Raw genomic sequence first — 15225 nt, 5'->3', positions numbered from 1 at the left:
AATAAAGGAGCACAATCGCCATGGCCTATTCCGGCCCCTTTCAGCCCGGTGACCGGGTGCAATTGACGGATCCCAAGCGCCGTCACCACACCATCAAGCTCACCCCGGGTGAGAGCATGTTCACTCACAAGGGCCAGATCAAACACGATGACATCATCGGCCTCGACGAAGGCTCGGTGGTAACCACCCCGCAGGGCGGGCAATATCTCTGTTTCCGCCACCTGCTGGTAGATCACGTGCTCTCCATGCCGCGCGGCGCGGCGGTGATCTACCCCAAGGACTCCGCGCAGATTCTCATCGAGGGCGATATTTTCCCCGGTGCCCGCGTGCTGGAGGCCGGAGCCGGCTCGGGAGCGCTGACCATGCAGCTGCTCCGCTTTGTCGGAGACGAAGGCGAGGTGATCTCCTATGAGATCCGAGAAGATCACCTGGAGGTGGCGCAGAACAATGTGAGCGAATACTTCGGCGGCACCGCTCCGAAGAACTGGTCGCTGCGGCTGGGAGATATGACGCAGGTGGGCCCCGAGGACACCGACGGGCCGGTCGATCGCATCATCCTCGACATGCTCGAGCCCTGGGAGTGTATCGACAATGTCGCTGAGCTGCTCATGCCGGGCGGAGTGTTCATGACCTATGTGGCCACGGTGCCGCAGCTAATGAAGATCATGGAGGCCATTCGAGACAAGAAGTGCTTCACCGAGCCGCGCGCTTGGGAGTCCTTGGTGCGCGAATGGAAGGTGGAAGGCTTGGCCACTCGACCCGAGCACCGGATGAATGCCCACACCGCATTTTTGGTGTGGACCCGCAAATTGGCCGATGGAGTGACCCCTCCTCGTCCACAGCGCCGCGCCCGCAAGTAAGCTATGCCTTAAAAGTACGACACACTGTTAGAGGAGATGCGTCTATTTTGACCACCGACGCTCAGGAGACGACCTTTGAGGTCCGCCACCTCCAGCGCATCAACCGCGAGCTAGCCGGCAGAAACACCAAGCTCGTGGAGTTGTTAAAGTCCTCGCGCGATAAACTCGCCCTGCTCAACGAGCAGATGGAATCCATGGCCCAGCCTCCCAGTACCTACGGGGTCGTGCTTGACGCCGGCTATCAGGATTCCAGCGCGGACGTCTTTACCGGCGGACGCCGAATGCGGCTGATGGTCAGCCCCGAGGTCGCTGCCTCCGAGCTGGTGCCCGGCGCCTTGGTGCGGCTAGGGGAGAGCTCCGCGGTGGTCGAGGTATGCGGCACCCAAACCACCGGGCAATTAGCTACTGTGTCGGAAATACTGGATGGCTCTCGCATCCTGATTAGCACCACCACCAGCGATAATGCGGTACTCACCGTGTCTCAGGCGCTGCGCGAGCCCGGCGCGGTCAAACCGGGTGACACGGTGCTCTATGATTCCCGTGCCCTGATGGCGCTGGAGGTGGTGGCGCACACGGAGATCAACCGTTTGGCGCTGGAGGAGATCCCAGATGTCACCTACACCGATATCGGTGGCCTGGATGAGCAGATCGAGATGATCCACGATGCCGTGGAGCTTCCTTTTACCCACCCCGAGCTCTATAAGCACTTTGATCTGCACCCACCCAAGGGGGTGCTGCTCTATGGCCCGCCTGGCTGTGGCAAGACTCTGATTGCCAAGGCCGTGGCGAACTCACTCTCGGCGCGTATTGGGGAGGTCGGCTCCTCCTATTTCATCAACGTCAAGGGCCCCGAGCTGCTGAATAAGTTTGTCGGCGAGACCGAGCGCATGATTCGTTTGATCTTCGAGCGCGCCCGGGAATTGGCCAGCGAGGGCCGCCCCGTGATCGTGTTCTTCGACGAGATGGAATCTATTTTCCGCACCCGCGGCTCGGGGCGGAGCTCGGATATGGAAACCACCGTGGTGCCGCAGCTGCTGGCGGAACTCGACGGTGTGGAGTCGGTGGCCAATGTCATCGTGATTGGCGCTACCAACCGCGAGGAGCTCATTGATCCGGCGATCCTGCGTCCTGGCCGTCTGGATGTGAAGATCAAGGTATCGCGGCCGAATAGGGAACAGGCCCATGAGATCTTTAGCCGCTATATCACCGACACGATTCCTTTGGCGTGCGAGCGCGAGGAGCTCATTCACCTCGCCACAGAGGAGCTCTTTACCCCGCGCCCCTATGTGGTGCTGACGCTGTCGAATGGCTGCAAGGAGACTCTCTACACCAATGATTTCGTCTCCGGCGCCATGATCGCCAATATCGTGGACCGCGCTAAGAAGCTGGCCATCAAGCAGCATTTGGCGGATCCGCAGGACACAGTGTGTGGCGTTTCTGCCGAGCACCTCCGTGAGGCCGTGCGGGTGGAGATGAAAGAAAACGAGGACCTACCCAATACCTCCAACCCCGATGAGTGGGCGCGGATTACCGGCCGGCACGGCGCGCGCGTCGTGGAGGCCCAGGTGGTGCTCTCATGATCTTCATTGGCACCGAAACCGAGTACGGTATTTCCACCCCGAGCGCACCGCTGCTGAGCCCGATTATCTCCTCCACCCACGCGGTGGTGGGATATGCCACCTCGCGGGGTGCACGGCGGGGCACGCAATGGGACTTCGGACCGGAAACCCCGCTGCGCGATGCCCGCGGTTTTGATCTGCGCCGCTATCACACCGCGCCGACAATCGACCCGCATGCGCTCGGGGTGGCCAATCTCGTGCTCGGCAATGGCGGCCGCTTCTATGTGGATCACGCCCATCCCGAGGTGTCCTCGCCAGAAACCGCGGATCCCTTCTACGCTATGGTGCTCGACCAGGCGGGGGATAGGGTGGCGCTCGACGCCATCGCCGCAGTGGCGGAACTGAGTGAGGCTGGGATCAGCGCGCTGGATAAGCACGAGCCCTGCCCGCCGCTGAAGTTGTATAAAAACAATGTGGACGGCAAGGGCGCCTCCTATGGCTCCCACGAGAACTATCGCTATTCCCGCGCCGTACCTTTCGATGAGCTCGCGGCCGCGCTCATCCCCTTCTTCGTCACCCGCCAGGTCGTGACCGGCGCCGGCCGAGTGGGGCTGGGCCCCCATGGAGACAAGCCGGGCTTTCAGATCAGCCAACGCGCCGACTATATCGAGCAAGAGATCTCCCTGGAGACGACGCTCAACCGCGGCATCATCAACACCCGCGACGAGTCTCATACCGACGATGAGCATTATGGCCGACTGCACGTGATTATCGGCGATGCTTCTATGTCGCAGGTCTCGAGCTTCCTCAAGCTCGGTATGACCTCCCTTGTCATCGCCGCTATTCAGCGCGGCGAACGCTTCAGCGATCTGGCCCTAGCGCATCCCGTGGCCGAGGTCTCGGCCGTATCCCGGGATCTGACGTTGAGCCACCGCCTCGAGCTCGCCGATGGCCGGCGCCTCACGGCGCTGGAGATCCTCGGCGAATACCGCCGCCGTGCGGCTGCTGCGGTAGGAGATGGCGTCGATAAGCGCCTGCTTTCGGAGTGGGATGAGGCCGCGGACTTACTTGCTACCAACCCGCTGGCGGCAGCGGACCGGCTGGACTGGGTCGCCAAATACGCGCTTATGAAGGGCTTCGTGGCACGCGGGGCCAGCTGGGATCATCCCAAGATTGCGCTGGTGGATCTGCAATATAGCGATATCGATCCGCGCACCTCGCTCTATCACGCCTTGGTGCGCAAACAACGCATGCGCACTCTCGTGGATGAAGAGACCATCCGGCGCGCCGCCTATGAGCCGCCCACGGACTCGCGCGCCTATACCCGCGGGATGTTTATGACGCGCTACCCCGATGAGGTCGTGGGTGCCAACTGGGACCGCGTGGTGGTGGCCGAGGGCGAGTCGATGCTCACTGTGCCTATGGTGGCCGTCGATGGATATACCCGCGCCGATACCGCGGCCGCCTTCGAGCAGCCCACAGCCGCCGCCGCGGCACGAATGATCAACCCCGAATAACTCAAGGAGACAGTGACGATGGCACAAGAACAGATCACCACCCCCGGTGGCGGGCCAGAGGAGAATAACCAGGACAGCGGTTTCGGCCAGCTGAGCATCACCACCGAGGGCACCGACGAGCTGCTCGACGAGATCGATGATCTGCTCGAGGACAACGCCGAAGAATTCGTGCGCGCCTATGTGCAAAAGGGCGGACAGTAGGCCAGCACGATGACACACGGGGATAGCACGCCAGCAGCTCAGAACGCAGCAGCGGAATCAGCCGAGTCCGCAATTCTGCGGCGCATCATGGGAATTGAAACCGAATACGGTGTGAGTTTCCGCTGCGCCCCAGGACAGCGCTGCCGCGAGATCACCCCGGACGAGGTGGCCCGCCACCTCTATCGGCCGATCCGCGAGCGTTTTTCCTCCACGAATATCTTCACCCGCAATGCCGGCCGGCTCTATCTGGATGTGGGCGATCACCCCGAATACGCCTCCGCGGAATGCGACTCCATCGAGCAGCTCATCAACTATCACATCGCCGGTGATCGGCTGGTCAATCAGCTGGCCGAGCAGGCCCAAGCGAGCCTGGAGACCATGGGCTATCCCGGCTCGATCTATCTCTTCAAAAACAATGTGGACTCGCGCGGGAACTCCTATGGCGCCCACGAGAACTACCTTGTTTCTCGCGAGACCTCGCTGAAGGTGCTCTCGCGCACCTTGCTGCCCTTTTTGATTACCCGCCAGCTCATCTGCGGCGCCGGAATGATTCATCACCCACGGCTGCCGCAGGCGGATGATTTCTCCCTCGGCTATTGCTTGTCCCAGCGCGCCGACCACGTATGGGAGGGGGTGTCCTCGGCCACCACCCGCACTCGGCCGATTATCAACACCCGCGATGAGCCGCATGCCGATTCCAAGCGCTACCGGCGGCTGCACGTGATCGTCGGCGACGCCAATATGGCTGAGCCCACCATCGCCCTCAAGCTCGGCTCCACCCTGCTGGTGCTCGAACTCATCGAGGCAGGCATGCCGCTACCCGATGTGGAGCTGGAATCCTCGGTGGGCGCGATTCGCGAGATCTCCCGCGATCTCAGCGGGGCGGCCGCCGTGCCGCTGCGCAATGGCTCCACGCTGCCGGCGCTCGAAATTCAGCGCATCTATCTCCACGCCGCCCAACAGTGGCTGCAGCAGCGACCCGAGCCGAACGCTGAACTCGAGCGGGTCGTCGAGCTGTGGGAGAAGGTGATTCACTGCTTCGACACCGGAGACTTCACCCCTGTCTCGCGGGATATCGACTGGGTAATCAAGCGCTCGCTGCTGCAGCGCTATCAAACGCGTCTCGGCTGTGGACTGGATCATCCCCGCTTGGCGCAGGTGGATCTGACCTATCATGACATCGCCCCCGATCGCGGGCTGGCGCTGCTGCTGCAGCGCAAAGGCCTGATCAATCGCTGGACGAGCGACGAGGCCATTGACGCCGCGATGTACCACGCGCCGACGACCACCCGCGCCCATCTGCGGGGCCGTTTCCTCGATGCGGCCTATAGCCGCGCGGCGCCGGTGGCGGTGGATTGGATGCGGATGAAGGTCTCACGACCGGAGCCGCAGCTGGTGGAGCTCGGCGATCCTTTCGCCACCGCCGATCCGGACGTGGACGCGCTCATCGCCTATATGGAGAAGCATTTTCCTTTGTGCGAAGGCGCACACTGCTGCCGCCAACGCGATAACCTGAGGCTATGAGTTCCTCCAGTACGCGCACGCCGAGCGAAGAGGCTCTGGAACGAGCCATCAACCTCACCTTCGCTCTGCTCAATGCCCCGGCCCAGGGCCGCGGGCTGAGCAAGGAATGGATCCGCGCCCATGTGTCCGGATACCAGAACAAAAGCGATGCCGCCTTTGACAAGATGTTCCAGCGCGACCGCGCGGTCTTGCGCGCCGTGGGCGTGCCCATCGTCTCTGAGGAAGATATCTTCAACACCAAGCGCTTCCGCCTCGTGGAGTCGCGCTACTCCCTGCCGGAGATGACCTTCACCCCCGAGGAAGCGAGTGTGCTGGCGCTCGCGGGGGAGCAGGGCATGAGCGGCGAGCTCGCCACCTTCGCCCGCTCCGGCTGGACCAAGATCGCCGCCGGCGGGGCGCAGCGCGGGGAGCTCAGCCCAGCAGGGGAGTACACCAGTGTGAGTGATCTCTCCACGCTGAGTACCACCACCTTCGAGCGTTTAGTGCGGGTGTGCCATCGCCGGTTGTCCATCACCTTCGATTACTACCGTCATGTCGGCGCCGACCCGCAGCCACGCGCCATGGATCCCTGGGCGCTCGCCCCGGTCGGCGGCCGTATCTACCTGCTCGGTTTCGATCTCGACCGCGCGGCCCCACGCGCGTTTCGTATCAGCCGTATCGATAACATCGCCGCTAACGGCCCGCGCACCCACGAGCCACCCGCCGATACCACGCCCGCGGAGATCATCACCGAGCTGTTGTCTTTTCGCCAGCCGCTTGTCGACGCCCACCTCGTGCTACAGCAATCTCCCAGTTTCAGCTCCGAACTCTTGCGTGCCGCGGAGGAAACAGAGCCTGGGCACTATAGCCTCAGCGGTGTGGACTTCAACTGGCTGGTCACCACCGCGGTAGGTGAGGCGCCGGAGGTGCTAGTCATCTCCCCGCCGGAGGCCGTCGAGGCCATCACACATCGCTTGCGTGGATTCATAGCCACCCAGGAGTCCCTCGACCCGGACACCGCGAAAGGACACTGATCTCATGGCCCGTGCACACACCGGCGAGCGGGTCAATGATCTCGTTCGTCTGCTCAATCTCATTCCCTATTTCCAGGCGCATCCCGACACCACCATCGCTGAGGCCGCCGCCGATCTGGGCCGCTCACCCGGTGAGATCGCCGCCGATTTGCGCCGGTTGTGGTGCTGTGGAACCCCGGGGTTGATGCCCGATAACTTGGTGGATTTCGAAACGGATTTTAAGTCCGTGACCATCACCAATAGCCAGGGCATGGACAAAGCGCTCAACCTCACAGCTAGTGAGGCGGGCACGCTGCTGCTCGCCCTCGAAGCCCTGGAATCGCGTGGCTCGGTGGCCGATGTGGACTCCATCACCTCAGCTGCGGAGAAACTACGCACCGCGCTCGGCGCCGCTGGGGCGCCGGTGATGGATGTGGAGCAGAGTCTCTCCGCGGCGGAACGAGATTTTCTCGCCACGGTGCGCCACGCCGTGGCCGTGGATAAGCGGCTGCGCTTCAGCTACTCCGGGGCGCTCGACGCCGAGCCCCAGCTGCGCACCATCAGCCCCGTCGCCATTTTCGATCACGATGGCCACTCCTATGTGCGTGGCTGGGACCACGACCGCGCTGCGGAGCGCACCTTTCGCGCCGACCGCGCCCACAGCGCGAACGTGCTTGATCTGCCGCGGGAGGTCCCCAGCATCGTCACCCTGGACGCCGATGATCCCTTCGATCTCACGAGTTCGGGGGAAGACGTACACATCCAGTTAAAAGAAGAAGCGCTATGGGTGGCAGAATACTATCCTGTACAGCTTCAGCTGGAGCCTATCGACGGATGGTATCCAGCCACAGTGCGCATGCTGCATCCGCACTGGCTCTATTGCTTCGTGGCATCGCTGGGAGAGAATGTGAGAATCTCCTCGCCGGCGGTGGCACAAGAAGCGAGCCTCGTGCGCGCCCGTGCTGCACTCGACGCGTATGATCAGTTCATAAACGACCACACGTCAGCGACAGCTACTGAGAGGTAACTATGCCAACTCTAGGCTTCTGGGAAATTGCCCTTATCGTCTTCGTCATCCTTGTCCTCTTTGGTGCGAAGCGTTTGCCGGATGCTGCCCGATCCTTGGGCCGTTCCATGCGCATCTTCAAGTCCGAGGTCAAGGAGATGAGCAACGACGATAACCCCCAGCCCGCCCAGCCCCAGCAACAGCAGCTGCCACAGCAGGGCCAGCAGCCGGTTAATGGTGCCTATATGCAGCAGCCGCAGGGCGTCCAACAGCCCCAGCCGGTGCAGCAGCCGCAGCCCGATCCTGCCGCTCAGCAGTACCCGAACCAGCAGCAGTACCCGAACCAGCAGGGCTAGTTAACCGCCGCCGCGCGCGACCGCCACCAGTAGCTGTGGTGGTGGTGCGCGCGGTTGTTCATTATCTGGGTTGAAGAGGAATTCTATCCATATGAGCAGCTCCACTCCCGGCTCTCCGCGGCGCGCGGTGAGTACTGCCGGCCGCAGCAAGACGAAGCGCCGGAAACCACCGAAGTCCCCCGATGGCACGATGTCGCTGTCGGATCACATCCGCGAGCTCCGCACGCGCGTGATCATCTCGCTGATCGCGTTCAGCATCGGCACGGTGGTGGGCTTCGCCTGGTTCCAGGTGAGTGTGGGGCCGATCCAGTCTCTCGGCGAGATTCTGCGCGGCCCCTACTGCAGCGTGGATCCAGATTTGCGGGCGGACTTTACGATGAGAGACGAGTGCCGCTTATTGGTGACCTCGCCTTTCGAGATGTTCCTGCTGCGCATGAAGGTCGGTGCATTGGCGGGGGCCGTGCTGGCCTCCCCGGTCTGGCTCTACCAGCTATGGGCTTTTGTTACCCCCGGGCTGAAGAAGAACGAGCGCAAGTGGACGGTCACCTTTGTGGTGCTGGCCGTGACCCTATTCATCGTGGGTGCCTGCTTGGCGTATTTCATCGTGGACATCGGGCTTGAATTCCTCATCACCATGGCCTCCGATGTGGCGGTGGCGGGCCTGAACGCCCACTCGTATTTCCGCTTCCTGCTGGCGCTGGTGCTGATCTTCGGAATCAGCTTCGAGGTGCCTCTCATCCTGGGCCTGCTCAACATCATGGGCGTGGTCTCCTATGATCAGCTCAAAGATAAGCGCCGCATCATCATCGTGCTGCTCTTCATTTTTGCGGCTGTGATGACCCCCGGCCAAGACCCCTTCTCCATGGTGGTTCTCGCCCTGAGCCTCATCCTGCTCGTCGAGGGAGCGCTGCAGTTCACCCGCTTCAATGACAAGCGTCGGAAAAAGCAGCGCCCCGACTGGATGGATGTGGACGATGAACACGCCTCGACGTTGTCCACCCAGCCTGGTGGGGTGGATGCCCCGCAGCCGATCGCGGATCCCTCCGCCACCGCGCAGGTGCGCCCCACAGCGCCGACAGCGCCGGTGAACTCTGCCGGGGCTATCTCGCAGCCAGGTGGCGTCAGCCAGCCGAACCCGATCGCCCAACCAGGACAGGTCAGTCCCAGCCAGCCGGGAGACCAAGAACCCTCCTCCAGTTATGGCAGTGCGCCCTCCTCGCACTTCGATGACGTCCTCTAGTTCCGCTAGGCACTGGGTGCCCGCAGCTGGTGTCGCGGGCATGCCTTAAAGTGGGGTGCATGGCGCTAAAGATTGATCCTTTATCTCATCTGGGAGTGTTCACCGCGGAACTCGGATTCGAGCTCGATGATTTCCAGATCGAGGGCTGCCAAGCAGTCGAGGCCGGGCGTGGCGTGCTGGTCTGTGCGCCCACCGGCGCGGGCAAAACGATAGTGGGGGAGTTCGCCGTCTCTCTCGCCTTGGCTCGCGGCACCAAATGCTTTTACACCACTCCCATCAAGGCCCTGAGTAATCAAAAGTTCCACGATCTCGTCGCCATCCATGGCGAAGAAGAGGTGGGGCTGCTCACCGGCGATGTCTCTATTAACGGCTCCGCAGATATCCTCGTGATGACGACCGAGGTGCTGCGCAATATGCTCTACGCCGACTCCCCAGCACTGGACCGGCTGGGCTATGTGGTGATGGATGAGATCCACTTCCTCGCCGATCGCTCCCGCGGCGCGGTGTGGGAGGAAGTGATCCTCAACCTGGCCGAGTGGGTGAGCGTGATCGGGCTATCTGCCACCGTGTCCAACTCGGAAGAGTTTGGCGAATGGATGCGCACCGTGCGCGGCGATACCGATGTGATCGTCACCGATTCCCGCCCCGTGCCGCTGGATCAGTGGATGCTCGTGGGCCGGCGGCTGTTTCCGCTCTTCGAAAAAGGCGATGGCGCGGAGGATCCCGAGGTCAATCGCGGCCTGGTAGAAAAAATCACCAAGCTCGAATCCCGCGCCGATACCCCGGCCGCGCCGCGTTCTGGCTCCTTCCGGAATCGGGCGAGCTCCCGCGGTGCGCCCGCCCGTTCGGCCCGCCGCTCGGGCCAGACGCGCTCCCAGGACGCCTATCGCCCCCTCGCTCGCCCCGAGGTGCTGCGGGTGCTGCAGGATCACGACATGCTGCCCGCGATCACCTTTATCTTCTCTCGTGCCGGCTGCGATGGCGCCCTCTACCAGTGCCTGCGCTCCAAGCTGGTTCTCACCGATGAGAAGGAGGCACAGGCCATCGCCACAGCCGTGGATGCCGGCGTGGCGGATATTCCCGCCGACGATCTCGAAGTCCTGCAGTTTCGCCGCTGGAAGCAGGCGCTTATGCGGGGCTTTGCCGCGCACCATGCCGGCATGCTGCCCGCGTTCCGGCACATCGTGGAAGATCTCTTCTCGCGGGGGCTGCTCAAAGCCATCTTCGCCACAGAGACCCTGGCGCTTGGCATCAATATGCCGGCCCGAACCGTCGTGCTGGAAAAGCTGGTGAAATTCGACGGCGAAGGACATGTGGATCTCACCCCTGGCCAATACACTCAGCTCACCGGCCGCGCCGGCCGCCGCGGTATCGACACGGTGGGCAATGCGGTGGTGCTGTGGCAGCCCGCGATGGATCCGCACCGCGTGGCGGGGCTGGCCTCCACCCGCACCTATCCGCTCAACTCCACCTTCGAACCCGGCTACAACATGAGCGTGAACCTCTTGGCCACCCAAGGCTATGAGGCCGCGCTCACCCTCATCGAGCAGTCCTTTGCCCAGTTCCAGGCCGATGGGACCGTGGTGGAGGAGGTTCGCTCGCTGCAGCGGGCAGAAAAACGCCTCGAGGAGGCGCGCACCACACTCGAACGCAGCCTCGAGGATGTCGAGCTCGATATTCCCGCAGCCGAGGCCGCCCAGCAGCTCAGCGACTATGCCGCACTGCGGCAGCGGCTCAGCGAAGAGGAAAAACAGGCCAAACGTGCCTCGCTGCTCGATCGTTTTCAGGAGGCAGACGCCACGCTGCGGCGGCTCGAGGTGGGCGAAGTTATCGCCGTGCCCGGCCAAAAGAAGCCCTTGCTCGCGGTGGTGATTGAAAAGGCCCGCTTCGCTAATAACCCGGCCCCGCTGGTGCTGCTGGAAAGCGGCTGGATGGGTCGCATCGACTCGGAGGCGGTGGGCATGGCGCCCGAGCGGCTGGGCACTATGCGGCTGCCGCGGGCGATAGTCCACGGCAAAGCCTCGAAGAAGCAGCGCAGCCAGCTGACTGGCCAGCTGCGCCACGGCGGTTTTGCCCGGCCCAAGCGGATGCGGGTGCGCACGCGCCCGAATAAGAAGGTGAATGCTCTCCGCGCGGCGCTGGCTGAACATCCCGCGCATCGCTATCCGGAGCGCGAGCACCTGGTGGCGATCGCCATGGAGTCGGCGAAGGCGCAGCGTCGCGTCGATAAGCTGCGCACGCGCATCGATACCGCCACCGATAGCCTCGGCAAAAAGTTTGACCGGATTCTCGGGCTGCTCACCGAGCTGGACTATGTCGAACTCGATCCCGAGACTCGGGAGCCCGTGGTGGCCGAGGAAGGCGAGAAGCTCGCGCATATCCATAGCGAATCCGATCTGCTCGTGGCCCAGTGTCTGCGGCGCGGAATCTGGGATGGCCTCGACCCCGCTGAGCTGGCGGGGGCAGCGAGCTGCGCCAGCTTCGAGAACCGCAAGCCGGGCCAAGGCAGCCCGCAAGCGCCGACCGATGCGCTCGCAGCCGCTATCGACGGCACGATGCGGGTGTGGGATGAGCTGGTGGTGGATGAAAAGCGCCATCAGCTCGACCAGACGGCGGTCCCGGATGCGGCCTTTGCCTTGGCGATCCATCAGTGGAGCGCCGGCGCGCCCCTGGATTATTGCCTCGCTGCGGCCAATGAGTGCGGCGCCGAGCTGACCCCCGGCGATTTCGTGCGCCAGGTGCGCCAGGTCGCGGATCTGCTCGAGCAGGTGCGCAAGACCGGCTATAACGAGGAGACCAAGCGGGCTGCACGGCAGGCCATCGACGCCATGCGGCGCGGCGTGGTGGCGGTGGGCACCTAGCACGCTTGTCGACGCCGCCCGCCTAATGTAGTGGGCAGGCAGCACCGCACAGTATCCCCGTGCCCATGAAGAAGAAGGTGAAGGCTGTAGTGAGTATCGATTATTCAGCACGTATTGCACGCGCCCAGGCGCTCATCGCGGAGAAAGGCTATGCCGCGCTGGTAGCCAGCCCAGGGCGAGAGTTTCGTTTCTTCACCGGCCTCGGGTTCGATACCCACGAGCGGCTCACCGCGCTGGTGATTCCCGCCCACGGCGAGCCCGTGGTGGTGATCCCCGAAGTGGACGCCCACGAGGCACCCGCTTCCGTCACCGTCCGCGGGTGGCGCGATGGGCAGGATCCCTATGGCATGGTTCGCGCGGTATTCGACGATGCCGCCAGCGACGCCCCGCTGGCGCTGAGTGAGCAGATGCCCCTCGCGCATGCAGCGCACTTTATGGACCGGCCGATCCGTGGGGTCGATAGCGCCTTTCCGGAGTTGAGCGTGGTCAAAGAAGACATCGAGATCGAGTGGCTCGCCGAGGCCGCAGCCGCCATCGACGCGGTGCACGCCCAGGTTCCCGCGCTGCTTCAGGAGGGCGTGAGTGAGCGCGCTATCGCCGAGCAGCTGCACACGCTCATCCTCCGCGCAGGACATAGCACCGTGGACTTCGTCATCGTCGGCTCTGGGCCTAATGGCGCGAATCCGCACCACAGCTTCTCCGATCGCCGGCTGCAGGCCGGCGACATCGTGGTCGTGGATATCGGCGGCACTATGCCTAGCGGCTATCACTCCGACTGCACCCGCACCTACGCGGTAGGCGAGATCGACGCCGACGTCGCGGAGATGTACTCCGTGCTGGATCGGGCGCAGCGCACCGCCATCGCCGCCATTGCGCCTGGGGTGCGCGCGGCAGACATCGACGCCGCCGCGCGGGACATCATCGAGGCCGCGGGCTATGGCGAGGCCTTTTTCCACCGCACCGGCCACGGCATCGGGCTCGAGGTACACGAGCAGCCCTTCATCATCGCGGGCAATGATCTCGTGCTGCAGCCGGGTATGTGCTTCTCTGTGGAACCGGGTATCTACCTGCGCGGGCGTTTCGGCGCCCGCATCGAAGACATCGTGGCGGTAGACGATGACGGGGTCCGCGTGCTCAACACACGTCCCCGGAATCTCTATCCCGATAGCTCCGGCGCGCACCCCGAGGATCACTGATGTCAGAGACCCTTCTGCTGCTTGGCGGCACCTCTGATATCGGCGGCGAGATGGCGTCCCGGCTCTGCCGCGGACGGCCCGTTGTGCTGGCCGGGCGATCCCCGGAAAGAATGCAACCGGTGGCCGAGCGGCTCCGCCGGCTGGGAGCCGCCAGCGTGCAAATCATCGAGTGGGATGCCACGGAGCTGGACTCGCACCGCCGCCTCGTTGAACAGGCAGGGGGAGCGGAGATCACCGATGCCATCGTCGCTTTCGGCATTCTCGGTGAACAAGAACGCGCGGAACACGAGGAGCAGCACGCCGCCGAGATCGCCCACATCGACTACGTGGCGCAGGTATCTATGCTCACCGTGCTGGCCGATGTGATGCGCTCGGGCACCATCTACGCCTTTTCCTCTATCGCCGGCTGGCGGGCCCGACGCGCCAACTACGTCTACGGTTCCACCAAGGCCGGCCTAGATGCCTTCTGCCAAGGACTCACTGATCGGCTGCATGGCACGGAGGTGCATCTGCTCACTGCCCGCCCTGGGTTTGTGATCGGGTCCATGACCACCGGTATGTCGCCGGCGCCGCTGTCATCCACGCCCGATCAGGTTGCCGAGGCGGTGCTGGCTGCCCGCGGCCGCAGCGCCACGGTGTGGGTGCCGCGTCGGCTGCGGCTGCTGGCGTGGATCATGTCTCTGGTTCCGCGCCCGGTATGGCGGCGGATGCCGCGTTAAGAAAGGTCAGCTTCTGTGATCATTGATGTCATCGGAATCGGCGCCGAGGGGCTGTCCTCGCTCAGCCCGGCCGCCCGTGCCGCCCTCGACTCCGCCGAGATTGTGCTGGGCTCGACGCGCCAGCTCGCGCTGGTCGATGCACCCGCCACCCGCGCCTGGCCCTCACCGCTCGTGCCCGCGCTGCCGGGCATGATCGCCGAGCTGCAGCAGCAGCGCGTCGCTGTGCTCGCCAGCGGTGATCCGCTCTTCCACGGTATTGCCAGCACGCTGCAGCGGGAGGTGCCGGAGGCGCAGCTGCGTATCTATCCGGCGGTGTCCTCCTTCGCTATGGCCTGTGCGCGTCTCGGCTGGGCGCAGCAGCACACCCCGCACACTTCGCTGGTGACCGGCGATGTCGCGAGCATTGGAGTGCTGGTGGATCAGGCCCGGCCCTTCCTCGTGCTCGGGCGCGATCGCTCCTCCGCGGCCACGATATGCGACTATCTTCGCGAACGCGGCCTCGAGGACACGGCCGTGACGGTGCTCGCTGATCTCGGGGCGGCACACGAGTGCATCACCACCGGTACTGCCGCCGCGCCACCGGAACAAGACAGCGGCCTTGCCGTTATCGCGGTCGAACCGCCGGCACGGGCGGCGCGTACCCTCGCCCCTGGGCTGCCCGATGACAGCTACGACCATGATGGACAGCTGACTAAACAAGATATTCGTGCGTTCACCGTGTGCGCGCTGGCGCCCCGAGCGGGGGAGCTGCTGTGGGACATTGGCGGCGGTTCGGGATCGATCAGCATCGAATGGCTGCGGCTCGATCCCCGTAACCGCGCCCGCATCTTCGAAAGCCATCCGCAGCGCTCCAAACGTATCGCGGCCAACGCCCGCGCCCTCGGCGTGCCCCACCTAGACATCAGCGGCGCCGCCCCCGATGCGCTACTGCGTAGTGACTCTCCCGACTGCATCTTCATCGGCGGCGGGCTGACCGCCGCGGGAGTCTGGGAGGCGGCGTGGGGGGCCCTGCGCCCAGGCGGGCGACTGGTGGCCAATGCGGTGACGGCAGAAAGCGTCGACAAGCTCTGGCAGCTGAAACGAGACTACGGCGGCACGCTGCGGCGCATCGCGATTGAAAACGAAACCTCGATCGGTTCCTTCACCGCCTATAAGCCGGCCTATCCTGTATGGCAGTGGCGTGTAAGCAAATAG

The 15225-nt window shown here is 63.8% G+C and carries 13 protein-coding genes; all 13 read left to right on the top strand.

The window, feature by feature from the left end; translation table 11 throughout:
- The first annotated feature begins 20 nt into the window (after positions 1-20).
- The 13 genes from KR227_RS00385 to cbiE all read left to right on the top strand — a co-directional run bounded on the left by KR227_RS00385 (position 21) and on the right by cbiE (position 15225).
- The gene (locus KR227_RS00385; RefSeq protein ID WP_218363244.1) at positions 21-860 is read left to right on the top strand and encodes a tRNA (adenine-N1)-methyltransferase; all 840 of its coding nucleotides are present in this window, start codon (positions 21-23) and stop codon (positions 858-860) included.
- Positions 861-904: 44 nt separating this feature from the next.
- A complete protein-coding gene (gene arc, locus KR227_RS00380) occupies positions 905-2440 on the top strand; it encodes a proteasome ATPase (RefSeq protein WP_218363648.1) in 1536 nt (511 codons plus the stop codon).
- Entirely contained in the window at positions 2437-3936 is a 1500-nt protein-coding gene (dop, locus tag KR227_RS00375; protein ID WP_218363243.1) for a depupylase/deamidase Dop, read from the top strand. The genes arc and dop overlap by 4 nt, the downstream gene beginning before the upstream one ends.
- A 12-nt stretch (positions 3937-3948) precedes the next feature.
- Positions 3949-4137, top strand: a complete 189-nt coding sequence (locus tag KR227_RS00370; protein ID WP_370451569.1) for a ubiquitin-like protein Pup — start codon at positions 3949-3951, stop codon at positions 4135-4137.
- 9 nt (positions 4138-4146) lie between these two features.
- Positions 4147-5661 (top strand): Pup--protein ligase, encoded by a 1515-nt coding sequence (gene pafA / locus KR227_RS00365; RefSeq protein WP_218363242.1) that lies wholly within the window; start codon positions 4147-4149, stop codon positions 5659-5661.
- On the top strand, positions 5658-6674 hold the full coding sequence (locus tag KR227_RS00360; RefSeq protein ID WP_218363241.1) for a YafY family protein: 1017 nt from the start codon (positions 5658-5660) through the stop codon (positions 6672-6674). The genes pafA and KR227_RS00360 overlap by 4 nt, the downstream gene beginning before the upstream one ends.
- 4 nt (positions 6675-6678) lie before the next feature.
- The gene (locus tag KR227_RS00355; protein WP_218363240.1) at positions 6679-7680 is read left to right on the top strand and encodes a YafY family protein; all 1002 of its coding nucleotides are present in this window, start codon (positions 6679-6681) and stop codon (positions 7678-7680) included.
- Positions 7681-7682: 2 nt separating this feature from the next.
- The gene (tatA, locus tag KR227_RS00350) at positions 7683-8015 is read left to right on the top strand and encodes a Sec-independent protein translocase subunit TatA (RefSeq protein WP_218363239.1); all 333 of its coding nucleotides are present in this window, start codon (positions 7683-7685) and stop codon (positions 8013-8015) included.
- 91 nt (positions 8016-8106) lie between these two features.
- A complete protein-coding gene (gene tatC, locus KR227_RS00345) occupies positions 8107-9255 on the top strand; it encodes a twin-arginine translocase subunit TatC (RefSeq protein WP_218363238.1) in 1149 nt (382 codons plus the stop codon).
- Between the two features lie 59 nt (positions 9256-9314).
- Entirely contained in the window at positions 9315-12116 is a 2802-nt protein-coding gene (locus tag KR227_RS00340) for an RNA helicase (RefSeq protein ID WP_218363237.1), read from the top strand.
- A gap of 65 nt (positions 12117-12181) precedes the next feature.
- The gene (locus tag KR227_RS00335) at positions 12182-13312 is read left to right on the top strand and encodes a Xaa-Pro peptidase family protein (RefSeq protein WP_218363236.1); all 1131 of its coding nucleotides are present in this window, start codon (positions 12182-12184) and stop codon (positions 13310-13312) included.
- Complete coding sequence (locus tag KR227_RS00330; RefSeq protein ID WP_218363235.1) at positions 13312-14031, top strand: SDR family oxidoreductase; 720 nt, start codon at positions 13312-13314, stop codon at positions 14029-14031. Before KR227_RS00335 ends, KR227_RS00330 begins: the two co-directional genes overlap by 1 nt.
- Positions 14032-14046: 15 nt before the next feature.
- Entirely contained in the window at positions 14047-15225 is a 1179-nt protein-coding gene (gene cbiE, locus KR227_RS10865) for a precorrin-6y C5,15-methyltransferase (decarboxylating) subunit CbiE (protein WP_218363234.1), read from the top strand.

This window comes from Corynebacterium sp. TAE3-ERU30, assembly GCF_019209925.1.
Classification (GTDB): Bacteria; Actinomycetota; Actinomycetes; order Mycobacteriales; family Mycobacteriaceae; genus Corynebacterium; species Corynebacterium megadyptis.
Note: the sequence above shows the minus strand (reverse complement) of the source record. Positions and strands in the feature narration are given on the sequence as shown.